A 24,590-nucleotide genomic window follows, 5' to 3' on the forward strand; every position below is an offset into this window, starting at 1 on the left:
CATCCGTTAGTGTTGCGCTCATGACTGCCACCGATTAGAGGACAGATATGTCACAATCGACGACCAACCGTTCCACCAAAAGATCGCTGGGCCAGCGCATGAATGCGCTGTGGGAATATGCCAACCCGGTAAAGTTCATGGCTTTGTCGGGAAAGGTGCTGCCTTGGGCCGTTGCGCTTTGCGTGATCACCTTGGTGCCGGGCCTGATCTGGGGCTTCTTCTTCACCCCCGAAGCCGCGAATTTTGGTAATTCCGTCAAGATCATCTACGTCCATGTGCCGTCATCGACCATGGCGATCAACATCTGGGTGATGATGCTTGTCACCTCGCTGATCTGGCTCATCCGACGCCACCATGTGTCCGCCCTTGCGGCAAAAGCTGCGGCAATGATCGGGGTGACCATGACGGTGATTTCGCTCATCACAGGCGCCGTTTGGGGCCAGCCGATGTGGGGCACCTATTGGGCTTGGGACCCGCGCCTGACGTCGTTTCTGATTCTGTTCCTGTTCTACCTCGGCTACATGGCGCTTTGGGCCGCGATCGAGAACCCGGATACCGCCGCTGATCTGACTTCGGTCCTTTGCGTCGTGGGCTCGGTTTTTGCGCTTTTGTCGCGCTATGCCGTGAACTTCTGGAACCAGGGCCTGCATCAGGGCGCATCCCTATCGCTTGATAAGGAAGAGCATGTGTCCGATGTCTATTGGCAGCCGCTGGTGCTCGCCATCATTGGCTTTGGGTTCCTCTTCGTGGTGCTTTTGCTGGTGCGCACCCGCACCGAAGTGCGTCGCCGTCGCCTGCATGCCCTGATGGCTCGTGAAAGGATGATCGATGCTTGAGCTTGGTAAATATGCCGACGCAATCCTGTGGTCCTGGGGTCTGACCCTGCTGCTGGTTGGATTGTTGATCCTCGTCACCATCCGGTCGAGTCGCAAAGTAAGGGCTGACCTTCAAGCCGCTGAGGAGCGCCGCAAAAATGGCTGAGAAGAAAAAAATCTCTTGGTTGATGTTGCTTCCGATAATCCTATTCGGTGGCTTGGCCACGATGTTCATGTGGGGCATGTCAAACGGCAAAGATGCACGCACACTGCCGTCGACCCGTGAAGGCGGGGTTGTCCCGGCGCTGACCGTATCTCCTTTGGGAACGGGGGTGGAGTTCACGCAGGAAGACCTGACAAATGGCGGCGTGAAACTGGTGAATTTCTGGGCCAGCTGGTGCGCTCCCTGTCGTGTGGAACATCCGCAGTTGGAAACTTTGGCCCGTGAAGGTGTGACCATCTACGGCATCAACTACAAGGATGAAGACACCAAGGCGCTGCGCTTTCTTGAGGAGCTGGGCAATCCCTATGTGTCACTGATGGCTGACAAGAAGGGTCGTACCGGGCTCGATTGGGGTCTTTATGGGGTGCCGGAAACCTTCGTGATCGACAAGGATGGCGTGGTTATCAAACGCTTTGCAGGCCCGATCACCGAAAGCATCCTCGACAGCGTGATCCGTCCAGCTATTACCGAGGCGGAAGCTAGCGGAAGCTGAGGTTTACGCGGTCAGATGCAATATTGTGAGGGACCCGGCAAAGGCCAGGGCTTCAAAAATTGAAAAGGGGATATGTCGCAGAATGTGCCGCATATCCCCTTTTTGCATCCGAGGGTTAAGATTTCGTGTGGATCAGAGCCGATACCCTCCAGAGACGGTCAGGACCTCTCCGGTAATGAACCCGGCCGCGTCACTCAGAAGAAACCGGGTTGGCCCCGCGATATCCTGTGGTACGCCGACACGCCCCAAAGCGCTGTCTGCACGCAGTTCATTCAACACGTCATCCGGACGAGGCGCATAGTCGCGTTCGATGGGACCCGGAGCGATGGCGTTCACCCGAATGCCGCGCACCCCCAATGCTTTGGCCTGCGCCTTGGTCATCGCAACTAAGGCAGCTTTGCTGGCTGCATAGGCTCCGGCACTCGCAGGAGGGGAGGTGGCATTGACCGAGGCGATGTTCACAACAGCGGCCCCCTTGGACATATGGGGCAGGGCTGCGGCCACAATCGCCGCCGGAGCTGTCACATTAGCCTGATAGATCATGGCGTGGCGGGCGGCATCGACCTCATCTACGGGGGTCTCTTTCACAATGCCTGCGTTGTTTACGATGGCGTCGATTTGCCCGAAGGCCGACACCGCCATTTTTACCACTTCCGCTGGTTCTTCCGGATCCGTGAGGTCGGCGCGAAAAGCGATGTTTCCAGGGTTCTTTGCCACAAAAATCTTGCCCGGCGTCTTGTCTGAGTAATAGGTGAGCACGACATTGTGGTCCCGGACCAGATCATCCGCGATAGCGCGGCCGATACCGCGTGCTCCTCCGGTAATGAGCACAGTCTTTTTCATTGGCTTCTCCCCTTTGTCTGAAAGGGTAACACGTTGCGCATGAAGAGAAAATGCAAACCAAACTCAAAGGTGGATCGAAATGAAACGCCTGTGTCGGCGCGTTCACCCAGAGGAGGGGTGATGCCCAAAATAGGAGGTAGAGGTGAACATATGAAAGGAAGATTGTAACAATATGCTCGCAAAACCTTGATTGGCCCCCGGGTTTTGGCTGCTGTATCACAGTGGTACAAGATGTATGAGGTGAATAAATGCGGGCAATTCTTGGTGCTGCACTGGCCATGGCCATGTCGCTTGGATCAGCTCAGGCTGGTGAGCGGTCGCTTTTGGTGGTCGAATTGTTCACTTCGCAAGGTTGCTCTTCCTGCCCGCCTGCCGACAGGATGTTGGCAGAAATGTCGGAACGGGATGACCTGCTGCCCTTGGCATTTCATGTGGATTACTGGGACTATATCGGCTGGAAAGACACCTTTGCCCAACCACAATTCACCGAACGGCAGGAAGGATATCGCCGGGTTGCGAAGGCACGTTACAAATATACTCCGCAAATGGTTGTCGGGGGGGTGACCCATGCTGTTGGGAACCGCCCAATGGAAGTTCTGGATGCACTGGAAAAGCACCGCGAGCTGACAGATCAAGTCATGCTTTACGCCAAAGCGACTGACGGTGGGATGGTTGTGACCGCCCAGACTGTGACCCATAAGGCGCAAGAGGCGCCGATGGTGGCGTTGCTGGTTAATTTCAAACCCAATGAAACGGTGATGATCACCCGTGGGGAAAATGCCGGAAGTCAGATCAACTATTCCCATATCGTTACTAAGCTGACGGCGGTTACCAACTGGGATGGGGCAGGCAAGCTGGAGCTTACATTGCCCTCACTGGGTGAGGATTCCGCTGCCCTGCTTTTGCAGTCTGTGACCGATAAGGGCTATCCTGGTGCGATCCAGGCTGCGATCCGATTGAAATAACCCGTTGCGAGAGGATTAGCGGTCGTTCTGGCGCTCGGTCGGAATTTGCCAGCGATTGTGGATCCAAAGAAACTGATCCATATTCTGGCGAACCTGTGCCTCAAGACTGTCATTGATAGCCTGCATCATCTCGTTCGGATCGCCGTGGGGGATCGGTTTCTCGATCACCATGTCGAAATCCACGCCGTTTTCCCGTCGTACTCCATAGGCGCAGAACACCTGGGCATCATATTTCAGAGCCATTTCCGCAGTGGAAATCGGGGTGAGAGCATCTTGGCCGAAAAAGCTGAGCATCTCTCCGTCATCCGCGCGCTGGTCTGCTAGGATAGCAATCATGTTTCCCGATTTCAGGTGCCTCAACATTTCCGTCAAACCCCTGCGCCCCTGCGGAAACACGGGTTTGGCAACAGTCTCGAGCGCGTTGCGATAGTAGAGATCAAAATACTTGTTGGCGAATGGGCGATATAATGCGCCGATCGAAAACCCATTTTGCACCATGGCGAGGCGCATCACATCGTAATTTCCGAAATGTCCTGAAACGCCGATGATCGGGCGACCGGCCTCACGCGCCTCGATCAGCGCGTCCACCCCGGGACCCGTCAGCTCCAACTTGCCCAGATGGCGCACAAAATCGTCTGAAGAAAACAGCTCTGCCAGAACCCGGCCCGCGTTGTTGGGAACAGCACGCTCCAGTCGCTTGATTTCCGCGGGATCCATATCCGGAAAGATCAGGCGCAGATTGTTGCGTACACGCTTGCGATACCCCGCCAAAGGGGCAACCAGAGTGGAGGTCAGCCAGCCGATGGCTTTGATCCGGGCGCGATAAGGAAGAAGCTTTGGCAAACCAAGAACAGCGCGCAGGGCCAGATAGGCCAGATACGCCTTTGGTTCAAAATCCGATTTTGCCATGAGTTCCCTTTGGCTTGCCTGCAGATCCCGCACCTGCGGGCCATGGTCGTGGCTCAGGTATAAATCTGCGTGGGGTGATCCGCAAGCCGATCAGGGAGCGGGACAATCTCCGATTGTTGACTAGTCTTCGCCTTCGGCAATCAACAGGATTTCGCCAGCCCCCTCCATTTCCCGGATACGTGCAATAATCGAATTCATTGCGGCTTCTCCGTCCGAAGTCTTTACCTTGCCCAAGGTCTGCATTTCTTCACGGATCTGTTCCGCCATACGTTTGGAAATGGCGTTCAGGAAGAACTCGGCGACAGGCTCCAGCTCTCCTGTTGCGGCGGCCAGTGCGGTGATCAGGACAGCCTGATCGATGTCTTTGGTGACTTTTGGCACATCGTGCGGGTCCACCCGGTCTGGAATATTGGCAAAGGTGAAAATCGCCTTTCGTACCTCATACGCAAATGTCTCATCCTCTTCTGTCAATCCGCTCAAAACGTCATCGCGCGTGGCGGCAGGTGAAAAATTCAGGATGGCGCCAACGCGTTCCACTGGTCCTTCGTCAAACGCGCTGACCGGTTGAGCCTCAAATTGTTCTGCCAGAGAGCGCCCGATTTTATCGACCACATCCGGGTCGATATTTTCTGTCAACGACACCGCATAAGCGACCTTGCGGGCCCGTGGGCCGGGCATTTTCCCCAGCAGCTCTGCCGCCACGGATACTTTGAGTTTGGACAGCAAAACCGCCGCAACCTCAGCGCTTTCACGTTCGAGAACAGGCAATAGCCTCTGTGGATCCAACCCAGTGATGGTGTCCCAAGGATTACCTACGACCTTTACACCGGCATTTTTCCGCACCCGCGAGATCATGGCCGGATCAAGCGAGCCATCCAGCAATTGCAACGCCCCTTCCAGCCCGCCTGAAAAGGCCAGGCCAACATCCTGCAATTCGCTCAGAAATTCTTCGATGACCGATGTCACGGTGGTTTTGTCGACCAGCCGCAAATCCGTCATATGTTCGATTAGGTCGCTCTGCGTCTTTTCTGGCATGTCCGCCAACGGCAAATGCGCGCCTTCAGACAGCAAGAGCCGCACGATGATTGCGGCTTTCTTCTTTTTGGATAGATGGCGTGTTGGTGGGATTTGCGCTGGATGGTGCCCCCCCATGACGTGAGGGTCCGGTAATTCACCGGGCAACATCACGTCGCTATCCTTCGGCGTAAGCGCGTTGTTCAAGGCTGCACTCCAATTGCCCGTCTTTCAGGCAATGTGCCAGACCCGCGTTAACAGCAGCTTACTTTGTCTCGGAAACTCAATGTGATGAGATCGGTTTGATCACCCGGTTACTTCGGGCACACAGGTTTTCGCATCATCGCTCCAGACATATCCGGTCAGGCAGCTTTGCGCCTGCTTTTGATGCTGCTCACAGGCGTGTGCCGGGGTGAGGATTGAAGCGGCGACCAGTACGAGGCTGGCCAAAAGTGTACGAATGAACATGGGGCCCTCCATCTAGAAGAGCCCCATGGTAGCATAGATCTTGAAAATCCCAAAATCGGGCAGGTGTTTATTCGCCAAACACGCGTTTGAAGATCGTGTCGACATGTTTGGTGTGATACCCCATGTCGAATTTTTCGTTGATCGCCTCTTCACCAAGAGCTGCAACCACGGCTTCGTCCGCCAAAAGAAGCTCGCGGAAATCGAGGCGTTCTTCCCAGACCTTAAGGGCGTTGCGCTGCACCATGGAATAGGCGTCTTCGCGGCTGACACCAGCTTGGGTCAACGCCAGCAACACGCGCTGCGACATCACCAGACCGGGGAATTTGTTCATGTTGTCCAGCATGTTGTCGGGGAAGATCAGCATCTTGTCCACGACACCGGCCAGACGGTGCAGGGCAAAGTCCAGCGTCACGGTGGCATCGGGGCCAATCGCGCGCTCGACCGACGAGTGCGAGATGTCACGCTCGTGCCACAGCGCCACGTTTTCCATGGCCGGCACAACGGCCATACGTACCAGACGGGCCAGGCCGGTCAGGTTTTCGGTCAGAACCGGGTTCTTCTTGTGCGGCATCGCGGATGAACCTTTTTGGCCCATCGAGAAGAACTCGGCGCCTTCCAGAACCTCGGTGCGCTGCATGTGGCGGATTTCCACGGCGATATTTTCGATCGACGATGCAATCACACCCAGTGTGGCAAAGAACATGGCGTGGCGGTCGCGCGGGATAACCTGTGTGCTGATTGGCTCCGGACGCAGGCCCAGCTTCTCGCAGACATGTTCTTCAACGGCCGGGTCAATATTGGCAAAGGTGCCAACCGCGCCGGAAATTGCGCCGGTGGCAATCTCATAGCGGGCCTTTTCCAGACGGTTCTTGTTGCGGTCCATTTCCGCATAGAAACGCGCAAAGGTCAGACCCATGGTGGTGGGTTCAGCGTGGATGCCGTGGCTGCGGCCTACACGCACGGTGTCTTTATGCTCCAACGCGCGCTTCTTCAGGGCGGCAAGCACCTTGTCCATCCCTTCCAGCAGGATATCAGCGGCGCGCACAAGCTGCACGTTCAGGCAGGTGTCCAGAACGTCTGACGAGGTCATGCCCTGATGCACAAACCGCGCTTCATCCGAACCTACATGTTCGGCGAGATGGGTCAGGAAGGCGATGACGTCATGTTTTGTTACGGCTTCGATTTCATCGATGCGCGCCACGTCAAATTCCACATCCTTGGCTTTCCAGACGGCGTCTGCGTTTTCGCGCGGGATCACGCCAAGATCGGCCATGGCGTCGCAGGCGTGGGCCTCGATTTCATACCAGATTTTGAACTTGGATTCAGGCGACCAGATGGCGACCATTTCGGGGCGGGAATAGCGTGGGATCATGTCACGGCCTTTTCAGTTGTGGCTCCGGTTGGCGGTGTCATAGACTGCTGCGGTGCGGCAAATCAAGAGAAGGGCGCGCAGATGAGGCGGATTGCGATGCTGTTAGCGACATTCTTTCCAGGATTTGCCGAAATGGCACTGGCTGAAGGCACATTTCACCCTGTGAGTGGAAAAGAGATTCGCACTCTTTTGACCGATGCGCAGGTGGACTATATCGGAAAGGACGAAAGTGCTTGGCAGTTCTTTCACGCGGATGGGCGCACGCTTTATGGGGTCGGTAGCAGTGAAAGCTGGGGGCGCTGGAGTGTCCGCGAGGATCAATATTGTTCGACATGGCCGCCATCGTCACATGAAAGCTGTTACGAGATGACCCGGCAAGGAAACACCGTGCGGTTCATTGGCCCGCGGGGCGACGTCTATGAAGGAGAGGTGAAATGACCCGGCACTTTATCGATTTCGAAGGCCGATGGCTGATCTCCCGGCGGATTGAGGACGCCAAGGCAGGCAGCAGCGGTAGCTTTGATGGTGTGGCAAGTTTTTCCCCGGATGGGGAAGGGGGCTTTTGCTACGAGGAAGTGGGCGAATTGCGCCTTCCCGCCGGACCCAACGGACCGACCGCCATGCAGGCCACCCGCCGCTATCTCTGGAAAGCCGACCCAGACGGCGTGCGTGTGCTCTTTGAGGATGGTCGGGATTTCCATCGCATCAACCTTGCGCAAGACACGGCCACCGGGTTTCACCACTGCCCACCCGATGACTATGAGGTGAGCTACAATTTCTCTCGCTGGCCGAATTGGCGCGCCACTTGGCAGGTGCGCGGCCCGCGCAAAGATTACATGATGATCACCGATTACCGGCGTTGATCAGCCAGCATTGCCCATCTGTCAGAAACACTGCCTTTTTTCTTGCTTCAAATACCTCCGCCGGAGGCATCTGACCTTTGACCAGACGCGAACCTGGATATTAATCCGATCTGGCGGCAGTATTGAATGACCGAAAAGGAAAAGGCCCCCTCGTTGGGGGGCCTTGCTCGATAGGGGCCGACCGTGAGTGGTGTGCCCTCCGTATGGTCCTGCGGATCAGAACTCCTGATCCGCCCCCTGCTGCCATTGCTTGACCAAATTTCCGAAACGGGTAAAGCGCGCCTCGAAGCTGAGTTCGACGGTGCCGATCGGACCGTGGCGCTGCTTGCCAAGGATCACCTCGGCTTTCCCATGCAGACGTGACATTTCTTCCTGCCACGCTGCGATCTTGTCCAACTCGTGATCCCCCGGTTTTTCGCGTTCCTTGTAGTATTCCTCGCGATACACGAACATCACCACGTCGGCATCCTGCTCGATCGAGCCCGATTCACGCAGGTCCGAGAGCTGAGGCCGTTTGTCGTCGCGGTTTTCCACCTGACGCGAAAGCTGGGAAAGCGCAATCACCGGAATATTCAACTCTTTCGCAATCGCCTTCATCCCCATGGAAATCTCGGCAATCTCGTTCACGCGGTTCTCGGCGGTGCCCCTGCACAGTTGCAAATAATCGATGATCAGAACATCCAGACCATGTGTCCGCTTCAAACGACGCGCCCGCGCGGCCAACTGCGAAATGGGCAGGGCGGGGGTGTCATCGATATAAAGCGGACAGCTTTCCAGATCCTTGGCGGCCTGCACAAAACGGCGGAACTCGCTTTCATCCATGTCGCCCTGACGGATCTTGTGCGAGGAAATCTCGGACGCTTCCGCGAGGATCCGGCCGGCAAGCTGTTCGGCGGACATCTCAAGTGAGAAGAATCCAACCACGCCGCCATCCACGGCGCCTTCGCTACCGTCCGGCTTCAGCCCCTTCTTATAGGCTTTCGCGACGTTGAATGCGATGTTGGTGGCGAGCGAGGTTTTCCCCATCGAGGGGCGTCCGGCGAGGATGATAAGGTCAGACGGGTGAAGCCCGCCCATCTTGGTGTCCAGATCCATGAGACCGGTCGAGACACCCGCCATGCCACCTTCGCGTTGATAGGCAGCGTTGGCGACTTGCACCGCTTCAGTCACTGCCTTGAGGAAGGATTGAAACCCGCTGTCGGCCTGACCCGCTTCGCCCAGCTTATAAAGCTGCTGTTCCGCCTCGATGATCTGTTCTTTGGGTTCGGACGAGATGTCGACTTTCGCAGCCTTGGCGGAAATATCCTCTCCCAGACGGATCAGCTCGCGCCGGATCGCCAGATCATAGATCATCTGCGCGTAGTCCCGCGCGGCAAAGGATGAGATCGCAGCCCCGGCGAGACGGGCGAGGTAAGCCGGACCGCCCAGCTCTTTCAGCCCCTCGTCATCCTCCATGAAGGCCTTGAGCGTGACCGGCGAGGCCAGTGCGTTCTTGGCAATCCGGCTGGCGGCAATTTCATAGATGCGCTGATGGACCGGCTCATAAAAATGGCCCGAATTGATGATCGACGCGACCCGGTCGTAAACATCGTTGTTTGTCAGGATTGCACCCAGAAGCTGCTGTTCGGCTTCGATGTGGTGCGGCAGCACGCCCTGCATCTCTTCGGATGCATCAGGTGCGGCGGGCAGATTGCCCGGAATGGTGCTGATCTCGTTCATGCCAGTAGTTTGCCTCTGTCCCTTGGGGGCATGTTTTACCCTCAGATCCCGGTTCAACGCAAAATGTATGTTTCTGTGAACATCTTGTGGATAAATCGGAATGCAAGCGGGATCCTACCAGATTTGGTGGGATCCCGCAAAAGGGTGCCTAGTTGTGGTGGGTGAAGTCAGTCTTTCATCCGTGCGGCTTGCCAGGCACGTGGGTCTTTCAAGAACCGTTCGACCTCATCCAAAGTCTCGGTCGAAAACGCGCCTTGGGCCTTGGCTTCCGCCAAAACATCCCACCATGTGCAGAGGTGGATAAGCTGAACGCCATGATCCGACAGGGTTTTCTCCGTCTCCGGGAAAATGTCGTAATAGAACACAACCGCGGTGGCCCCGCAGGTCGCCCCGGTTTCGCGAATCGCATCCACAAAAGACAGTTTCGAACCGCCATCGGTGGTCAGATCCTCGACCAGCAGGACACGTTGCCCTTCCGACATCGCACCCTCGATCCGGGCATTCTTGCCGTAGCCTTTGGGCTTCTTGCGCACATAGGTCATCGGCAGGGCCAGACGTTCGGCAACCCAGGCCGAGAAAGGAATGCCAGCAGTTTCACCACCCGCGATATTGTCAAACGCTTCAAACCCTGCTTCACGCATGATGGTCGCTGCCATGAAATCCATCAGGGTGGAGCGGATACGCGGGTAGGAGATCAGCTTGCGGCAGTCGATATAGCTGGGGCTGGGCAGGCCCGAGGCCAGGGTGAAAGGCTCGTCTGTGTTGAAATTCACCGCGCCGATTTCCAACAGCATCCGGGCGGTGAGGCGGGCGATTTCTTCTTTGGCAGGAAAGGTCGAAGGGATCATGTGGCAGCGTCCTGTTCGTGTGTCTCAAACTCCCCCGATCTTTGCTCCCGACCCGAGGGTGGGGCGATTTCGCACCCGCCCTGGGGGGCGGGTCGGGTGCGAAGCGGATCAGAGACCCGCAGATTTATACTTCCACCGACCAATGCAGTGGGAAGCCGGGATCAAAGACGGTGATGGGGCCGTCCGTCGTGTCGATTTTGGCAGGATAGCTCACCGGATCACCTTTGGTCAGAGTGATGGTCGCCTCATTAGCTGGCAGGCCGTAGAAGGCCGGTCCGTTGAGCGAAGCAAAGCCTTCGAGCTTGTCGAGCGCATTCTCTTCTTCGAACACTTCCGCCAGGCAGGACATGGTGTTCGTCGCAGTGAAGCACCCCGCACAGCCACAGGCGCTTTCCTTGTTTGGATCGGTGTGCGGTGCGCTGTCAGTGCCAACGAAGAAGGTGGCATCGCCGGATGTGGCGGCCTCACGCAGCGCCAGACGATGCTCTTCGCGTTTGGCCACCGGCAGGCAGTAGTAATGCGGTTTTATTCCGCCCACGAGGATGTGGTTGCGGTTGATGATCAAATGGTGCGTGGTGATTGTGGCACCAAGGTTGTCGCCACCGGAGCGCGCGTAGTCCACACCGTTTTTGGTGGTGATATGTTCCATCACCACGCGCAGTTCAGGATGCGCGCGGCGGATCGGGTCCAGAACGCGGTCGATGAACACGGCTTCGCGGTCGAAGATGTCGACCTCATTGTCCGTCACTTCGCCATGTACGCAAAGCGGCAGGCCGATCTCGGCCATTTTTTCAAAGATGGCTGCGACTTTGGTGAAATCCTGTACACCTGAAGCCGAATTAGTGGTGGCGCCAGCAGGGTAAAGCTTTACCGCTTTCACGAGGCCAGATGCATGTGCGCGTGCGACATCTTCGGGTTCCGTGTCTTCGGTCAGATACAGCACCATCAGCGGATCAAATGACATGCCCTCGGGCAGGGCCTCCATGATCCGGCCATGATAGGCCTGCGCGTCCTCATGGGTCACGACAGGCGGCACAAGGTTGGGCATGATGATCCCGCGGCCAAAATGGCGTGCGGTTTCGGGCAGAACGGCTTTCAACACCTCGCCATCGCGCAGGTGCAGGTGCCAGTCATCCGGGCGGCGGATTGTCAGTGTCTGGGTCATCGAACCCGTGCTTAGACCAAGCCTGACAAACAGAAAAGGGCTTTATTGCTTCATGTCTCACGCAAGGCGGTAGAAAAAGGTTCCAAAAGCTCGATCTCGTCCGGATCCGGGCTGTGACAGATGCCCATTCCAGTAAACACCCCTTGCCTGCGGGCAGGGCGATCCAGTGGCAAAATGCAAACCCGTATCTGTTCCTGAGAGCGGAAAAACCGAGGGTCGGACTGGATCACAGACGGCAAAAGAGCCTTGTCAAACATTTTGCGCCTTGTGGTCTTAATCACCACACGGTGATCAGGACCATCCAGAGCGCTCGGGTCATTGCAGGTGATGAATGCTTCGCGCAATTCGGTCTCGCGTTTGCGCAGGCGCGCGATCTGACGACGAAGGTCGGCCAGCTCTTCAGCCGGATGCAGGGGCGGCAGCCGATCACACTGACTGATCGGCTGCCGCGTAATTTATGGCGAATCTGTTGCATGAGACAAGATTGCAGCAGATCTGGTTAATCCTTGGTGAATCTCCGCGCGAGCTTCATGCGTTTTCGAGTTCAATATCCCTTTCCGCCTGAGCCAGCGCCTTGCTGAATCGCGGTGCCTTTCCCGGTAGAGAGGCAACATGGCGTGACAAAGCGGCAACCAGACGCATCCGCCCTTCGGATTCCAACTGGTTCAGTAGCTGGCTCAGATAGGGCAGGTGCTCACGCCGTTTGCGCAGTTTCTGCAATGCTGAAAGTGGGGTCAGATCCCCGCTGGCGGCATCATGTATCAAATCGGGCAGAACCCCCATCGACCAGAGTTCTCCGGATAGCCAGCTGCCCATGTGGCGACAGCGCAGCGGATGGATGTTGTCTCCCTGAAACAGGCTTGCATGCATTGCGTCTTCGGTTGCGGCGGGATCAAACAGCAAAAAGACAGCTTCTGCCCCTTCGACCATGTCAGGGGCATACCCGTAGCGCGATGTAAAATCGGTGCGGCGGAGTTTCGGGAACCGGCGGTCCCAACCTGCGCGCGATGCGTCCAGCGTGGACTGCGGGGCAATCGCAATCACCGTAGCCCCGGGCGCCACCACCGAATAGGCGCAGGCGGCATAACCACAGGCGCCGGCGCCAAAAAACACAACCTGATCAAAATCTTCAAAAAATCCATCATCCACCAGTCGGTCGAAATACCCGTAGACGGAACTGTCCCGAAACCAGCTTTCCTCGTGGGCAAGGATGCAAAGGTTGGACCAGCCGGTGCCTTTGACCAGATCCCATCCTTTGGGGGTGTGATCTTCGCTTTGGCGCACTGTGTCCACGGTCTCAAATGTGACAACCAGGGTGGGGCCTTCGTCGGTTAGAATTGCAGAATGGCGTGCGCCAACCGGCTCGAAATAGCCGCGTTTTTCGCCCATTTCGTCAATTGCGTCCAACCACTCTGTGAAATCCGCCTCTGTCAGATCAAACGCATCTGTCCGGGTCGGTTCATCATCCAGCATATTAATACTTTCTACTATCGGACACCCCTCAAGGAGATCACTAGAATTCAATCCGGGCGCGATTGGGTGTGCATTGGGGCAAAATAGTGAAAACCCAAGCCCAATTTCATGACTGTCGCCTGGACATGATCAATCCTAGCTGCGATCAGGGCTTTGTGCATGTGCAAAAAGAGATTTTGCGAATTTCGGCGGGATTGCGCGGGCAGGTGGGCTCATCAGCAGGCGCCCCATCAGGGCGCGATTTGGCTCGTCTTTCATCAGCACATTAAACTGCTGTTTGCGCCAATCGACTGATTTTCGATGCAAATTCATCAGCGTATCATCCGCGTGAAAACGTGCCAGCTGCGAATTCCGAAGGGGATCGCAAGCCCGGATGGATTGATCTTCCACATTGGACCAATTCCTTTCGGTCCAGTAATCCAGCCCCAACAAGTCGCCTTCATGCACCGCTCGGCCCCGGGCGCGTTTCAGGATATAGCTTTCCATCGCGCCCAACGCGTAATGGTTGAGCTGCGCCAGCCCGTAATTGGGTCGCCCGAATGGGGAAAAGATCTGTTTTTTCTGAAACCGCTTCTCCATCTCACGGCCCTGACCGTCAAACCAGCGCGTGGTTTCGACCTTGCCGTCAACGGGTGCGCGGGGGCGGTGCACGCCAAGTTTTCGATAGGCGCCATTGTTGCGATAAAGCGTCTTGAACATAAAGGCGCGCCACGGCCAATACATCACCTCGGGTGCTGCACGGGTGAAGACCTCGGTTACCGGGTGATCCTGAAAGTTGACCTTCCCGGCATTTCCAAACAGCCGCCAAGTGATCGGGATGGCATCGGCATCTGGCAGGGCGTCCAGCAGCGCGCTGAGCGTGTGATCCCCCACATGAATGTTCACAAACTCGTCTATGTCCAGCGTCATCAACCAGTCAGCGTTCTGAACCAAAGGGTGTTTGTCGGCGCGCTTGTAGCCGGTCCACTGAATACCGCCCTTGTCATAGGGGCCGCCATTCCGAATATGGGTGACCTCGCCCATCTCGTCCAACCGGTCCAGCATCAGGTCGGTCCCGTCCGTGCAGTCATTCGACAGGATCAGGAAATCAGTGAAGCCAATACCCTTATGATGCGCCAGCCATTCCAGCAGAAACGCGCCTTCGTTTTTGACGCAGAGAATGGCGGTGGCGCGCATGCTCAGCTCTCCATATCCAGCGCGAGCGCGTAGGCCACGCGCTCCATCTCGGTCAGCTTGGTTTCCAGTGCCTGGTCATAGAGGTCGGAAAACTCGGGGTTCTGGCGCAGTTCCACCGCCTTGGCCCTGTGCCAGTCGACCCCTGACTGATGCAGGTCTGCCAGTTTCTTGTCTTGCATCAGCCAGCCCAGTTCCGCCACCGTGCGCGGGATGTTGCATTTGATGGTCACATCCTTATTGGCACTCCAATCCATCCGCACCCAATAGTTGATCCCAATCGAGCGATCCACATGCAGCGCGCGGCCCCGTTGTCGCTTGATCAGATAGCTCTCAGCCGAGCGCAGCGCATAGTGGTTGAGTTGCAAAAGGTCATAACCGATGGTCTTCAGATCCGAGCGCCAGCCCTTGTCCTTGTAATTCTCGCTCATCGGCAGGCCAGACCCGTTGACCCAGTTCACTTGATCCCGATGGCTCTCGCGCAGCTTGTTGGGCCGGTGGCACGACAGTTTCTCATAGGCGCCCACATTCTTGGTCATGGTCTTGAATCCCCAGACCGTGTGCGGCTTGGGTGCGTATTTCGGGGCGGCGGTGTCGAACTGGTCGATCACCAGATCGTCGGCAAATTCTGTTACCCCGTTGTGACCAAAAAGCCGCCAGGTCATCGCGACATTGGTGGCATCCGGCACGCGGTCGAGGAAATCCTGCAACGTGCCATTGCCGCAGCGCACATTGATGAACTCATCCACATCAATATGAATGACCCATTCGGCGTTCTTGATCACATGTTCCTTGAGTGACTGGTTCAGAGCATATTGCTGGGGCGAATTGCCTTTCCACTTGTCATTGTTGCGATGCTGAAGCACGCCCATCTCTTGCAGATGGTCAAGGATCTCTGAGGTGCCGTCGGAACAGTCATTGGTGTAGATGAGGAAATTGTCGATCCCCATGGCGCGGTGGTAGGCGACCCATTCCAGAATATAGGGTGCCTCGTTTTTCATGCAGCCGACAATCACATTGCCAGAGTTGCCATTTGCCTTCAGTGCCTTGGGCAAATCGCGCCGTTCAATCTCGGAATAATCTGCACCCAGTTGGGTCTCATCCACCCGTCCGATATTGTTATGCGGTTCAAAGCGCCCGCCGCGCAGATGTTCAAAATTCTCTTTGGCGCGTTGCGACATAAGCTTTTCCGCAACCGGAGTTAATCCGTTTTTATTGACCTGAATGGGTTCATGCCCGGATGTATCCATCGCTTTTTGGGCTGGAGCGGCAGTTTCGGCTTTTTGCTGCTCACGCAGGGCCGCGCGGGTGACCTGATTAATGCGCGGCAGGGCTGATGCCACATATTGGGTGGCGCGGTATCCCTTGGTGGGATCCGCTTCCTGCCAGCCTTTCGAGATGGCCCGGTCGCGTTTCAGCGAGGCGGGCGTCAGAGATTGCTGCGATTTTAAAAGTGATTTATTGCTTTTTTCAAATATCTTGGAAAATGCCACCAATTGCCCCGGTGCAATAGGGTCGCCGGGCACATGAACACTTTCCATGAGGCGCCGCCAAAGCGGCGGCGGGATCACCCGCCCTTTGCTCAAAAGAGCCACCAGAACCTCGTTCATCTGGCGGGCACGGGTAAGCCACGCCGCCGAAGGGGAAGGTTTCAATTCCTGTGGGCTGGCTTTGCCGATGCTTTTTTCGATGCCCAATATCTCGCGCAGCTCATCCGTCAGCTTTTCCGAGGCAAAAAGCTCAGGATCATACGGACGCAGCTCGGTGGCTCCTTTGCCAAACACGCCATCCCAGCGGGCAACAAGGGCGGTATAATCCAGCCAATGCGGCGGGGCCTGAAGGTCGCTGAACTGGTGATGCGCCGGTTGCGACTTGCCCCATTGGGCCAGCGCGGCGTCGGCCCAGCCGTTCTTTGCTTTCTCTGCCAATGCAATTTCACGAGACAGCGGTGCGGTGCGACCAGACAAAACCGTGTGTGCGTAGTGGCGCACAAGGACGCGGGCCTGTTCGTCGACATGGGCAATGATGCGGATGTCATCCGAGAGGGGCCGCAAAAGTGCGTGCACCCGCGCAACCTCTGCCTCATTGGTCAGGGTGCCGAGCTGACTGGCAGAGAGAAACAGCACATCCGGCTGGCGCTTGTTGATCTCGCTTTCCAGGGTTTCCTCGACCTGCCGCAGCAGGGTCGCCTGTTTCTCAGGATCCGCAAAGCCGCGGTGGAACCGCAGGATGTCAACACGCTCCGGATCTGTGGTCGCCATATAGAGACGTGTGTGGTTCTTGCCGCCCAGGCCGCGGGGAAACAGCACTCCCTTGTCAAGCAGTTGATCCCGTTTGCTGTCCAACAGCTCTTGCAACCGCTCGGCCCCGCAAGCGGGCAGGCCAATATGCAGATAGATACGCATCAGCTGTTTTCCTTGTTCGAAGAAGGGGCGGTATCGCTTTCGGCGCCTGGCCGGTTTTCATTGGCATTTGCCACGCCCCACCACGGCAGATCGACCCCCAGAAACTCCGAAAGCCGGTCCTGTGCCGTATGGTCTTCGATATCATATTCCAGAAAGTCATCCGAACCTGAAAAGACCTGACGACAGAAGGCAAAATGCCCTTCGATCCAGCGGATCCGCTCGGCATCGGTTTTCCCAAAACCTTTCGGCAGGCCGGGAATGGCGTTTTGCGGCAGCCGCTTGCTGCCAAGATTGGACCAGCGTACCATACTGTCCGAGAGTTTAGCCGGGTCGCGATAGGTCAGCAAAAATCGGGCCCCCGGATTATGCTTGCGAATTGCCGTCAGAAGACCCCAATCACATTGTGGCCAAAAGTTCAGACCGTCGCGCACAACGTCGATTTCCGTGAAGGCGTTGAACTCATCAATCAGAGAAAGAGGGTTGCCGTTTCGGAAATACCCGAGATACATCTGCTTGCCGACAAACGCGCGGGCAAGGCGGTTCTCGCGGCTCTGCCCACGGCGAATGCGCCAATCTGCGACTTTGAATCCAGCGTGTTTCAACGCCGCACCCAGTGATGTGGTGCCTGATTTGGGGAGGCCTAGGTTGATGACTTTCAAACCTTCAGGAATGCGAGGGGTGCTCATGTCTCGATCAACTCCCGCAATGCCAGCTCAGCAGGGCTGATCTTAGGGCAGCTGCGAAGGCCCTCGCGCAGCGCGCGGTAATCTTTTTCCTTCATCAAACGGTCCAGTGTGTCGCGGTGGGCGGCCACGGCTGCGTCATGCAACGCCCGGATCTCATCATCAGCCAACAGGCGATCCATTTCGGCCTTGAGGCGCGGAAGATAGCGGTGGATCGACAGATCTTCCCACGCGTCGTCATTGCGCTCGCGCCAGTAGGTGTCATCGAAACTCCGATGCTCGCGGTTCACATCCCCCCGGTCGTTTTTCACAAGATAGCTGTCCAGCGAGCGAAGCGCGTAGTGATTGAGCGTTGCAAACTCCCGCGCGCCACCGGCCGGAAACTTGCGAATGCGCCGCTTGTTGGCCGCAACCCGGTATTTCCACGGAACATCGCGCCCTGATCCGTCGGTCCACACCGGGCGGCTGGCTTTCGGAAGGTTTTCGCGCATGAAGGGGCGATGTGCACCGTAATATTTTACCGGAAAATCATGCCGGATCAGCGTCTTGACCTCTTGCGCGGTCTGATCGCACCAGATGTCCGGGTTGTGCGAGCGGGTGAACTGTTCGATCACCGGGCGGTCTTCATAGGTTTCGATGTCGCAATTGGCAAAGAATTGGAACGTCAGGGAAATCGCGTGTGGATCACCACAGGCCTCAACCAGCTCAGGGATTGTGCCTTTGCCCACATGAATGTTCAGGAACTCATCCACATCGGCAATCCAGACCCAATCGGAATTCAGCACAACCTCTTGCTTCTTGGCGTCTTTCAGCGCCTCCATTTGGTAATTGCGCCCTTTGGCGGGATTGGGCAGATGCGTGACGATACCACACGTTTCCAACGCATCGAGAAGCCTGTCTGTCGCGTCCGTACAGTCATTGGAGTAAAACAGGAAATCGGTGACCCCAATCACCCTGTTAAAAGCGATCCACTCGATCAGAAACGGACCTTCATTCTTTACACAAGTCACCGCGGTAATACGCATGGGGGCCTTTCTGCCTCGCACTGATATGAGACCATTTGGTCGTGCCTGTTCAGCATTCTGGGTCTATCGCCCGAACGTCTTAATATTGTTTCCAATATATCTGTCAGATGGCGGGAATCCCGTCAATGTCTGCGGGTGGCCTGCCAGTATGGGAAAGGGTTTTGTGTTCTTTGTGCCAGATGCACGAAAAGGCTACGACAGAGGCTCGACAGAGGCCACGCCGATCCCACTCGGGCAGGCCCAAACCAACCTTCACATACGATTGGACGCAATTGAGAAAATAATCGTTGCGCGGAAAGAAAGGCTGAAAAGGGAGTAGGGGATCTATTGAAGAAATGACAATTTATATCTATTTTGTCAAACTTCGGAGGCGCAGATGCAGACAATCCAATTCGACAAGATCCCTGAACAGGCGCTGAGCTGGCATCTCGCCGGTCGCAAGGTGGCCATTGCCACGGTGGTGGCCACATGGGGCAGCGCCCCCCGGCCAGTCGGCAGCCAGATGGTTGTGGCCTCTGATGGGGCCATCGAAGGGTCGGTCTCTGGCGGCTGCGTCGAAGGGGCGGTGGTGATTGCGGCGCAAGATGCGCTGACGGATGGCAAGCCGCGCCTGCTCACTTTTGGTGTATCCGGGGACGACGCATTTTCGGCAGGGCTGGCCTGTGGTGGTGAAATCCGTGTTCTGGTGGAACCTGTCGGGAATGAAATCGGTGCAGGGCAGGGGATTCCGGTTGTTCTGCTGGAAGAGATTGTTGCTGCCCGGGCAACCCGGCGGCCGATCCTCTATCTGATTGATACGGAAAGCTGGATCAGAGATCTGAAGCGTCCAGACAATACGGCGAAGACCGGGATCGAGGGCGTTGTCTTCACTCATCTGCACGAAGCGCCCCTGCGCCTGATTATTGCTGGTGCGGTGCATGTGGCGCAGGCATTGATCCCGATGGCACAGATTGTGGGCTATGATGTGGTGCTGATCGATCCGCGTGGGGCGTTTGCGACCGAGGACCGGTTTCCCGGTGTGACGCTGCACGAAGATTACCCCGACGACATTTTGCCTCAGATCGGACTGGATAGGCGCACCGCCATCGTGACCTTGGCCCATGATCCGAAGATTGATGATCCGGCGATTGAAGCGGGCCTTGGGTCAGACGTGTTCTATATAGGTTGCCTCGGGTCCTCTCGCACGCAGGACGAGCGCTGGGCGCGGCTTTTGGCGCGCGGATATGATGACGGTCAGCTGAAGCGAATCCACGGGCCGGTTGGGCTGGATATCGGGTCGGTGGGACCGGCAGAAATTGCCGTCTCTATCATGGCCGAGCTTGTTGCCAAACAGCGGGCGGGCACAGCACGTCCCCGGATGTCTACCCGGCTTTGTGACCGGTGATCTCTATTGCAAACATAGACCTTTCCGCTTTCACCGTGCAGACTGATCGCCGAAAGGGCCAGATATGTGTGGAAGATTAATCGCCGGAGACATGACCCAGGCGCAGATGCTCGCCATTATCGAAGGGTTTCTTTATCCGGGCCAGAGCGTGATCACTGAAACCGATGCACCACCGGCGGCCACCGGGTTCAACGTGAAACCGACCCAACAGGTGAATATCCTGTTTCCTCAAGGTGCGGGGATCACCGCGTCAACGGCGCGCTGGTGGCTGGTGCCCCCCTGGTTCAAAGGCGAAGCCGAAGAGTGGAAAGCCACCACCTTCAACGCCAAGATCGAAACCGCCTTTGAGAAACCCACCTTCCGCGATGCATGGAAGCATGGCCGCTGTCTGGTGCCCGCCATGGGGTATTACGAATGGTCGGGGCCAAAGGCCAACCGCATACCCAACTTTGTGCATTTGGAAACCAATCATCCGATCCACTTGTTTGCCGGGTTGCACAGTCAGATGCCTGACGGGAGGCGAACCTGCACGCTCCTGACCCGACCCGCGCTGCCAGAGATCACCGACCTGCACCCGCGTATGCCGGTGCTCTTGTCCCCGGATGAGGCACAGGGATGGCTGGATCACAGCGCCCCAGATGATGAGATCCGCGACGGGTTCGGCACCCATTGGGAGGGTCGATTTCGGGTGCAGCCTGTGGCCAAGTTCGGCATGAAAGACAACGGTCCGCAGTTGATTGAGCCACTTGAAGAGGACGAGGGTGCGACCACTACAACGACTCCTCCCAAGGATCAGGGCGGGCAAGCGGATCTGTTTGACCTCAATTAGATCGATGGGATCGCTAAGGGTGCTTATTCCCTCGCAGGTGGCGCGTAGCGCAAGACAGCAATGCGGGCGATCAGGATCAGGGCAAAACTTGCGACAGCGGCAACCGTATTGTCTGTGATCTGCAAGAGCAGTAAATATGCCCCTCCGCCCACCAATGAAAGCGTCGCATAAAGATCTTCTTTCAAAAGGCTTGGCGTCATGTTGCACAGAAGATCCCGGATCATCCCACCCGCCGTTCCGGTGATACAGCCGATCACGATGGCGAGGATCGGTGAGGTGCCCGCATCCATTGCCACCTGCACCCCGGTCAGGGTGAACAGCGCAAGGCCAATGGCATCCAGATGCATCAAGGCCTGAAAGCGCCGTCCATTGCCCGCCGACATGCGGGTGGCAATCACAAAACTGATCAGGGCGATTGGCACCGCCACGGCCAGAAACCGCACATCGCGGATCCAAAAGACCGGAGTGAGCCCCAGAAACAGATCACGCAGCGTGCCGCCTCCCATTGCGGTGGCAATGGCGAGAACGGTGGCGCCAAACGGGTCCATCTCAGCGCGATGCGCCTGAATGGCCGCAGAGGCCGCCATCACGGCGGTGGCCAGAAGGGACGGGGGGACAAAGAGAAAAGACAGGGTTTCCATGGCTCTACAGTTAGAGCGACTTGGCTATTGGGGGCAAGACTGTATCCCGCCGAAACGAAAAGCGCCGCGCAGGTTTCCCCACGCGGCGCTTGCTGCTCGAACTCAAAACCGAATTCAGAGCAATTTACATGCCAAGTGCTGCTTTCAGCTGATCAAGAGCGGCCTGTAGCAGGGCAGGGTTGCTGCGTGCCTGATCAATTGCGGTTTGCAGCAGAAGTTTCTGCGTGTCGTCCAGCGAGCTGTCCTTGATCATTTTCGACACAACGTCTTCTTTGTAACCATCTGCGGTCAGGGCGGCCTCTTTTGCAGCTGAGTCAGTGGCAGCAGCGTCGGTGGTGGCGTCAGCTGCGGCTGCCGTGTCAGCCGCGGCTTCAGCAGTCGCTTCGCTGGTTCCGGTGACCGTGTCCATGGCGGCATCAGCAGCGCCTTCGACGGCACCGGCCACCGCGTCTTTCGCAGCGTCGGTGGCGGCACCAATGGCGCTGGTCACGGCGTCGCTTTCACCAACCGCATCGGTCACGGCGTCGCCGACGGCTTCCATTGCACCTTCGACAGCGGTTGTGGCGGCTTCGGTTGCGGCCTCGGTGGCGGCGGTTGCTGCTTCGGTCACAGCATCTGCGGCTGCGGCAGCTTCTTCAGCGGCTTTTGCTGCGGCATCTTCTGCGGCCTTGGCGGCAGCGGCGGCCTCTTCCTCAGCGGCTTTCGCAGCAGCCTCTTCGGCCGCTTTGGCCTCAGCGGCGGCTTTTTCTTCGGCGGCGATGGCGGCTTCTTGTGCGGCCATCTCGGCCTGTTTGCCGGAATACCACTTGTATCCACCAAATGCGGCGACAGCGGCGATGATGACGGCAATCAAAGTCTTGTTCATCTGGAAGTCCTCAAATCCTGTTTTGGAACGATTCTGGGCCGGTTTGATCCGGCGACAGTCTGGAAATGGCGTCTAATTGAGGGGAAGCCAAGGGGAGTTTCGCAACAGAGACGTCAAAACGCGAAAACCCGCGCGCTTTCGGCTTGAAAGCGCGGAAGTCCGCCTTTACTTTCCGCACTTAGAAAGAATTGAAACTTCAGAAGGAATGGCACCATAGCCCGCAGACCTCATAACGCGCCCCCGCAGCGCGACACCGGACCCCGCGTCAATGAACGTATCCGCTCACCAGAAATCCGCCTGATTGGCGCCGAAGGCGAAAACGAGGGTGTTGTCACCCCGGCCCACGGTATGGAACTGGCTGAACGGGCAGGTCTGGACCTCGTGGAAATCTCGCCTAATGCAAACCCGCCCGTGTGTAAGATCATGGATTTCGGCAAGTTCAAGTATGAACAGCAGAAACGGGAAAGCGAAGCGCGCAAGAAGCAGACCACAATTCAGGTCAAAGAGGTGAAATTCCGCCCAAACACCGACACGCATGACTATGATGTGAAAATGCGCAACGTGGTGAAGTTCCTGGAAAAAGGCGACAAGGTGAAAGTCACCCTACGCTTCCGCGGCCGCGAAATGGCACACCAGAACCTTGGTCGTGAACTGCTGCAACGTGTGGCTGAAGACATCAAGGAATTGGGCAAGGTCGAAAGCATGCCGAAGATGGAAGGCCGCCAGATGGTCATGATGATCGGCCCACTTCCAAAGTGATTGTGCCAAAGTGATCAACCGGATCACTGACCCGCGATGAAATATGGAAAACGCCCTGCATCTGCAGGGCGTTTTTTGTTGGGATTGGCCCCGTCAATTGGACAGAGCCGTGGCACAGGTTATTTCTGGATGCTCTCAAGATAATAAACCAGCGAGAGAACGCGTCCGCGCACCTTGTAAATTGTGCTCAGATCTCCCTTCATGCCATTGCTTTTCTCCCGTTCGAACTGCTCGGCAAACTGGTCCCCCCAGACCGGCATCTCCGATCCATGCGCCATAACACCAGAACGCCCGTCCACCATGTGAACCACCTTCAGGAAGGGGAAGTTGCCGTCGTTCCTTTGGGTAATGGTGGTCAGGTCCGGGACTTTCATCGTCAGAACATCATTCATTGGACCATTCCCATCAGCTTGCGCGCCATGACATGAAGCGCAATAGGTCAGATACAACTCTTCCCCCGGTGAATCAGCCAATGCTGTGTGGGGCAGCACGCCCCCGGCAAGCGCCAATGCGGCTGTGATACGTAGAACAAAGGTCAACATGATCCGTCCTCCTCTACGTTCGCGCGGTGCTGTAGGTCAGCGATTTTCGGGTCGTTCGTCGACCCAAGGTTATTATTCCATTCATTGAATGGGTTTGCCTTGATACAGGGCAAGATCCTCGCTTTGAAAATGCTTGTTTTTCTGGTCTGAAACGAAAAGGGACGGCGCGGGGCCGTCCCTTTTTGTATTGCTGTTTGAAAACAGGGTCTTCAAACTTAATCCAAGAACGCTTTCTCAACCACGTAATGGGCGGGTTTTGAGTTGGCGCCTTCTTCCAGACCGTATTCCTCGAACATCTCTTTCAGTTCGAGGTTGAAGGCGAGGTTGCCGCAGATCATCGCGCGGTCGGTCTCTTTGTTCAGCGGTTCCACACCCAGATCCTTGAACGCTTCGCCCGAGCGCATCAGGTCGGTGATGCGGCCCATTTTCGGGCTCTCTTCGCGAGTCGTGGTCGGGTAGTATTTGATCTTCTTCCAGAAGCCTTCACCGATCACTTCATTGAGCAGCTCGTCGTGCTTCAGGCCTTCGATCAGGTCACGACCATAGGTCAGTTCACCCACTTCGCGGCAGGTGTGGGTGATGATCACCTCGTCGTAATCCTCGTAGGTCTGCGGCTCGCGCAGAAGCGACGCAAAGGGGGCAAAACCGGTGCCGGTGGCAAAGAACCACAGGCGTTTTCCAGGGATCAGCGCGTCATGCACCAGCGTGCCCACGGGTTTCGGACGCAAGATCACCTCGTCACCCGGTTTGATGTGCTGCAACTTGGATGTCAGCGGGCCGTCCTGCACCTTGATCGAGTAGAACTCCATCTCTTCGTCCCACGACGGCGAGGCAATGGAATAGGCGCGCAAAAGCGGCTTTTGCTTGCCGGTCTCGGGGTGCGGGTCGCCCATCAGGCCGATCATCACAAATTCACCCGAGCGGAAGCGCAGCGACGCGGGCCGTGTGCAGCGGAAGCTGAACAGGCGGTCGGTGTAATGCTTCACCTCTGTCACGGTCTGGGCATCCGGCAAGGTGGGCACGGCTTTTACTTTGGTTTGGGCATCCATTACGGCGGTCACTTCATTCATGAGCTTTACCGGGGCGATCTGCCCCGGCCTTTCATGTTGCTATA

General features: G+C 56.9%; 27 protein-coding genes. 9 read left to right on the plus strand and 18 right to left on the minus strand.

Going from position 1 to position 24,590, the window contains the following annotated elements; all coding sequences use genetic code 11:
- Window positions 1-98 precede the first annotated feature (98 nt).
- Genes O2N63_RS07255 through O2N63_RS07265 form a run of 3 tightly spaced genes read left to right on the plus strand, consistent with a single transcriptional unit; the run spans window position 99 to window position 1,531 of the window.
- Window positions 99-836 carry a heme ABC transporter permease gene (locus O2N63_RS07255; RefSeq protein ID WP_408629796.1) on the plus strand — a complete coding sequence of 246 codons (738 nt, stop codon included), beginning with the start codon at window positions 99-101 and terminating at the stop codon, window positions 834-836.
- On the plus strand, window positions 829-981 hold the full coding sequence (ccmD, locus tag O2N63_RS07260) for a heme exporter protein CcmD (RefSeq protein WP_271053585.1): 153 nt from the start codon (window positions 829-831) through the stop codon (window positions 979-981). Before O2N63_RS07255 ends, ccmD begins: the two co-directional genes overlap by 8 nt.
- Window positions 974-1,531 carry a DsbE family thiol:disulfide interchange protein gene (locus tag O2N63_RS07265; RefSeq protein ID WP_271053586.1) on the plus strand — a complete coding sequence of 186 codons (558 nt, stop codon included), beginning with the start codon at window positions 974-976 and terminating at the stop codon, window positions 1,529-1,531. The genes ccmD and O2N63_RS07265 overlap by 8 nt, the downstream gene beginning before the upstream one ends.
- Window positions 1,532-1,663: 132 nt before the next feature.
- On the opposite strand, the gene O2N63_RS07270 is transcribed toward O2N63_RS07265, so the two are convergent.
- Window positions 1,664-2,374 carry an SDR family NAD(P)-dependent oxidoreductase gene (locus tag O2N63_RS07270; RefSeq protein ID WP_271053587.1) on the minus strand — a complete coding sequence of 237 codons (711 nt, stop codon included), beginning with the start codon at window positions 2,372-2,374 and terminating at the stop codon, window positions 1,664-1,666.
- Between the two features lie 248 nt (window positions 2,375-2,622).
- On the opposite strand from O2N63_RS07270, the gene O2N63_RS07275 reads away from it, so the two are divergent.
- Window positions 2,623-3,339, plus strand: coding sequence for a DUF1223 domain-containing protein (locus tag O2N63_RS07275; RefSeq protein WP_271053588.1), 717 nt, complete (start codon window positions 2,623-2,625; stop codon window positions 3,337-3,339).
- A 15-nt stretch (window positions 3,340-3,354) separates the two neighbouring features.
- Here O2N63_RS07275 and O2N63_RS07280 read toward each other — a convergent pair whose 3' ends face one another.
- From O2N63_RS07280 to purB, 4 genes are all read right to left on the minus strand, one after another.
- Window positions 3,355-4,248, minus strand: coding sequence for a lysophospholipid acyltransferase family protein (locus O2N63_RS07280; RefSeq protein ID WP_271053589.1), 894 nt, complete (start codon window positions 4,246-4,248; stop codon window positions 3,355-3,357).
- A gap of 120 nt (window positions 4,249-4,368) precedes the next feature.
- The gene (locus O2N63_RS07285; RefSeq protein WP_271053590.1) at window positions 4,369-5,469 is read right to left on the minus strand and encodes a flagellar motor switch protein FliG; all 1,101 of its coding nucleotides are present in this window, start codon (window positions 5,467-5,469) and stop codon (window positions 4,369-4,371) included.
- A 99-nt stretch (window positions 5,470-5,568) separates the two neighbouring features.
- Entirely contained in the window at window positions 5,569-5,730 is a 162-nt protein-coding gene (locus O2N63_RS07290; protein WP_271053591.1) for a hypothetical protein, read from the minus strand.
- 67 nt (window positions 5,731-5,797) lie between these two features.
- Window positions 5,798-7,102 (minus strand): adenylosuccinate lyase, encoded by a 1,305-nt coding sequence (gene purB / locus O2N63_RS07295; RefSeq protein WP_271053592.1) that lies wholly within the window; start codon window positions 7,100-7,102, stop codon window positions 5,798-5,800.
- A 96-nt stretch (window positions 7,103-7,198) separates the two neighbouring features.
- Here purB and O2N63_RS07300 point away from each other — a divergent pair, with 96 nt between their 5' ends.
- Both O2N63_RS07300 and O2N63_RS07305 read left to right on the plus strand, forming a co-directional pair.
- A complete protein-coding gene (locus O2N63_RS07300) occupies window positions 7,199-7,540 on the plus strand; it encodes a hypothetical protein (protein ID WP_271053593.1) in 342 nt (113 codons plus the stop codon).
- Entirely contained in the window at window positions 7,537-7,965 is a 429-nt protein-coding gene (locus O2N63_RS07305) for a DUF6314 family protein (RefSeq protein ID WP_271053594.1), read from the plus strand. The genes O2N63_RS07300 and O2N63_RS07305 overlap by 4 nt, the downstream gene beginning before the upstream one ends.
- A gap of 216 nt (window positions 7,966-8,181) precedes the next feature.
- On the opposite strand, the gene O2N63_RS07310 is transcribed toward O2N63_RS07305, so the two are convergent.
- From O2N63_RS07310 to O2N63_RS07350, 9 genes are all read right to left on the minus strand, one after another.
- On the minus strand, window positions 8,182-9,684 hold the full coding sequence (locus tag O2N63_RS07310) for a replicative DNA helicase (RefSeq protein WP_271053595.1): 1,503 nt from the start codon (window positions 9,682-9,684) through the stop codon (window positions 8,182-8,184).
- Window positions 9,685-9,851: 167 nt separating this feature from the next.
- The gene (locus tag O2N63_RS07315; RefSeq protein ID WP_271053596.1) at window positions 9,852-10,532 is read right to left on the minus strand and encodes an orotate phosphoribosyltransferase; all 681 of its coding nucleotides are present in this window, start codon (window positions 10,530-10,532) and stop codon (window positions 9,852-9,854) included.
- Window positions 10,533-10,656: 124 nt separating this feature from the next.
- Entirely contained in the window at window positions 10,657-11,697 is a 1,041-nt protein-coding gene (gene pyrC / locus O2N63_RS07320) for a dihydroorotase (RefSeq protein WP_271053597.1), read from the minus strand.
- 50 nt (window positions 11,698-11,747) lie between these two features.
- Window positions 11,748-12,041, minus strand: coding sequence for a hypothetical protein (locus O2N63_RS07325; RefSeq protein WP_271053598.1), 294 nt, complete (start codon window positions 12,039-12,041; stop codon window positions 11,748-11,750).
- 184 nt (window positions 12,042-12,225) lie between these two features.
- Entirely contained in the window at window positions 12,226-13,170 is a 945-nt protein-coding gene (locus tag O2N63_RS07330) for a phosphoadenosine phosphosulfate reductase (RefSeq protein WP_271053599.1), read from the minus strand.
- Between the two features lie 135 nt (window positions 13,171-13,305).
- Window positions 13,306-14,346, minus strand: a complete 1,041-nt coding sequence (locus tag O2N63_RS07335; protein WP_271053600.1) for a glycosyltransferase family 2 protein — start codon at window positions 14,344-14,346, stop codon at window positions 13,306-13,308.
- Window positions 14,347-14,348: 2 nt separating this feature from the next.
- Complete coding sequence (locus tag O2N63_RS07340; protein WP_271053601.1) at window positions 14,349-16,748, minus strand: glycosyltransferase family 2 protein; 2,400 nt, start codon at window positions 16,746-16,748, stop codon at window positions 14,349-14,351.
- Window positions 16,748-17,434: a sulfotransferase gene (locus O2N63_RS07345; protein ID WP_271053602.1), complete on the minus strand. Its 687-nt coding sequence runs from the start codon at window positions 17,432-17,434 to the stop codon at window positions 16,748-16,750. The genes O2N63_RS07340 and O2N63_RS07345 overlap by 1 nt, the downstream gene beginning before the upstream one ends.
- Entirely contained in the window at window positions 17,431-18,456 is a 1,026-nt protein-coding gene (locus tag O2N63_RS07350; RefSeq protein ID WP_271053603.1) for a glycosyltransferase family 2 protein, read from the minus strand. The genes O2N63_RS07345 and O2N63_RS07350 overlap by 4 nt, the downstream gene beginning before the upstream one ends.
- Before the next feature lie 376 nt (window positions 18,457-18,832).
- Here O2N63_RS07350 and O2N63_RS07355 point away from each other — a divergent pair, with 376 nt between their 5' ends.
- Both O2N63_RS07355 and O2N63_RS07360 read left to right on the plus strand, forming a co-directional pair.
- Window positions 18,833-19,840, plus strand: coding sequence for an XdhC family protein (locus O2N63_RS07355; protein WP_271053604.1), 1,008 nt, complete (start codon window positions 18,833-18,835; stop codon window positions 19,838-19,840).
- Window positions 19,841-19,904: 64 nt separating this feature from the next.
- Entirely contained in the window at window positions 19,905-20,669 is a 765-nt protein-coding gene (locus tag O2N63_RS07360; protein WP_271053605.1) for an SOS response-associated peptidase, read from the plus strand.
- A 23-nt stretch (window positions 20,670-20,692) separates the two neighbouring features.
- On the opposite strand, the gene O2N63_RS07365 is transcribed toward O2N63_RS07360, so the two are convergent.
- Together O2N63_RS07365 and O2N63_RS07370 are read right to left on the minus strand one after the other, a co-directional pair.
- Window positions 20,693-21,310 (minus strand): trimeric intracellular cation channel family protein, encoded by a 618-nt coding sequence (locus O2N63_RS07365; protein WP_271053606.1) that lies wholly within the window; start codon window positions 21,308-21,310, stop codon window positions 20,693-20,695.
- Window positions 21,311-21,434: 124 nt separating this feature from the next.
- Window positions 21,435-22,175, minus strand: a complete 741-nt coding sequence (locus O2N63_RS07370) for a translation initiation factor 3 (RefSeq protein ID WP_271053607.1) — start codon at window positions 22,173-22,175, stop codon at window positions 21,435-21,437.
- A 213-nt stretch (window positions 22,176-22,388) separates the two neighbouring features.
- On the opposite strand from O2N63_RS07370, the gene infC reads away from it, so the two are divergent.
- Window positions 22,389-22,934, plus strand: a complete 546-nt coding sequence (gene infC / locus O2N63_RS07375; RefSeq protein ID WP_271053827.1) for a translation initiation factor IF-3 — start codon at window positions 22,389-22,391, stop codon at window positions 22,932-22,934.
- A gap of 119 nt (window positions 22,935-23,053) precedes the next feature.
- Here infC and O2N63_RS07380 read toward each other — a convergent pair whose 3' ends face one another.
- Together O2N63_RS07380 and O2N63_RS07385 are read right to left on the minus strand one after the other, a co-directional pair.
- Window positions 23,054-23,476: a c-type cytochrome gene (locus O2N63_RS07380; protein WP_271053608.1), complete on the minus strand. Its 423-nt coding sequence runs from the start codon at window positions 23,474-23,476 to the stop codon at window positions 23,054-23,056.
- Between the two features lie 215 nt (window positions 23,477-23,691).
- On the minus strand, window positions 23,692-24,546 hold the full coding sequence (locus O2N63_RS07385; protein WP_271053609.1) for a ferredoxin--NADP reductase: 855 nt from the start codon (window positions 24,544-24,546) through the stop codon (window positions 23,692-23,694).
- Window positions 24,547-24,590: the final 44 nt, after the last annotated feature.

The sequence above is a fragment of the Aliiroseovarius salicola genome (genome assembly GCF_027891095.1).
GTDB lineage: Bacteria > Pseudomonadota > Alphaproteobacteria > Rhodobacterales > Rhodobacteraceae > Aliiroseovarius > Aliiroseovarius salicola.

Bases quoted from the DNA above. Each gene is read 5' to 3' on its own strand.
- O2N63_RS07255 (WP_408629796.1), top strand. From the start codon at position 99: ATGAATGCGCTGTGGGAATATGCCAACCCGGTAAAGTTCATGGCTTTG.
- ccmD (WP_271053585.1), top strand. From the start codon at position 829: ATGCTTGAGCTTGGTAAATATGCCGACGCAATCCTGTGGTCCTGGGGT.
- O2N63_RS07265 (WP_271053586.1), top strand. From the start codon at position 974: ATGGCTGAGAAGAAAAAAATCTCTTGGTTGATGTTGCTTCCGATAATC.
- O2N63_RS07270 (WP_271053587.1), bottom strand. From the start codon at position 2,374: ATGAAAAAGACTGTGCTCATTACCGGAGGAGCACGCGGTATCGGCCGC.
- O2N63_RS07275 (WP_271053588.1), top strand. From the start codon at position 2,623: ATGCGGGCAATTCTTGGTGCTGCACTGGCCATGGCCATGTCGCTTGGA.
- O2N63_RS07280 (WP_271053589.1), bottom strand. From the start codon at position 4,248: ATGGCAAAATCGGATTTTGAACCAAAGGCGTATCTGGCCTATCTGGCC.
- O2N63_RS07290 (WP_271053591.1), bottom strand. From the start codon at position 5,730: ATGTTCATTCGTACACTTTTGGCCAGCCTCGTACTGGTCGCCGCTTCA.
- purB (WP_271053592.1), bottom strand. From the start codon at position 7,102: ATGATCCCACGCTATTCCCGCCCCGAAATGGTCGCCATCTGGTCGCCT.
- O2N63_RS07300 (WP_271053593.1), top strand. From the start codon at position 7,199: ATGCTGTTAGCGACATTCTTTCCAGGATTTGCCGAAATGGCACTGGCT.
- O2N63_RS07305 (WP_271053594.1), top strand. From the start codon at position 7,537: ATGACCCGGCACTTTATCGATTTCGAAGGCCGATGGCTGATCTCCCGG.
- O2N63_RS07310 (WP_271053595.1), bottom strand. From the start codon at position 9,684: ATGAACGAGATCAGCACCATTCCGGGCAATCTGCCCGCCGCACCTGAT.
- O2N63_RS07315 (WP_271053596.1), bottom strand. From the start codon at position 10,532: ATGATCCCTTCGACCTTTCCTGCCAAAGAAGAAATCGCCCGCCTCACC.
- pyrC (WP_271053597.1), bottom strand. From the start codon at position 11,697: ATGACCCAGACACTGACAATCCGCCGCCCGGATGACTGGCACCTGCAC.
- O2N63_RS07330 (WP_271053599.1), bottom strand. From the start codon at position 13,170: ATGCTGGATGATGAACCGACCCGGACAGATGCGTTTGATCTGACAGAG.
- O2N63_RS07335 (WP_271053600.1), bottom strand. From the start codon at position 14,346: ATGCGCGCCACCGCCATTCTCTGCGTCAAAAACGAAGGCGCGTTTCTG.
- O2N63_RS07340 (WP_271053601.1), bottom strand. From the start codon at position 16,748: ATGCGTATCTATCTGCATATTGGCCTGCCCGCTTGCGGGGCCGAGCGG.
- O2N63_RS07345 (WP_271053602.1), bottom strand. From the start codon at position 17,434: ATGAGCACCCCTCGCATTCCTGAAGGTTTGAAAGTCATCAACCTAGGC.
- O2N63_RS07350 (WP_271053603.1), bottom strand. From the start codon at position 18,456: ATGCGTATTACCGCGGTGACTTGTGTAAAGAATGAAGGTCCGTTTCTG.
- O2N63_RS07355 (WP_271053604.1), top strand. From the start codon at position 18,833: ATGCAGACAATCCAATTCGACAAGATCCCTGAACAGGCGCTGAGCTGG.
- O2N63_RS07360 (WP_271053605.1), top strand. From the start codon at position 19,905: ATGTGTGGAAGATTAATCGCCGGAGACATGACCCAGGCGCAGATGCTC.
- O2N63_RS07365 (WP_271053606.1), bottom strand. From the start codon at position 21,310: ATGGAAACCCTGTCTTTTCTCTTTGTCCCCCCGTCCCTTCTGGCCACC.
- O2N63_RS07370 (WP_271053607.1), bottom strand. From the start codon at position 22,175: ATGAACAAGACTTTGATTGCCGTCATCATCGCCGCTGTCGCCGCATTT.
- O2N63_RS07380 (WP_271053608.1), bottom strand. From the start codon at position 23,476: ATGTTGACCTTTGTTCTACGTATCACAGCCGCATTGGCGCTTGCCGGG.
- O2N63_RS07385 (WP_271053609.1), bottom strand. From the start codon at position 24,546: ATGAATGAAGTGACCGCCGTAATGGATGCCCAAACCAAAGTAAAAGCC.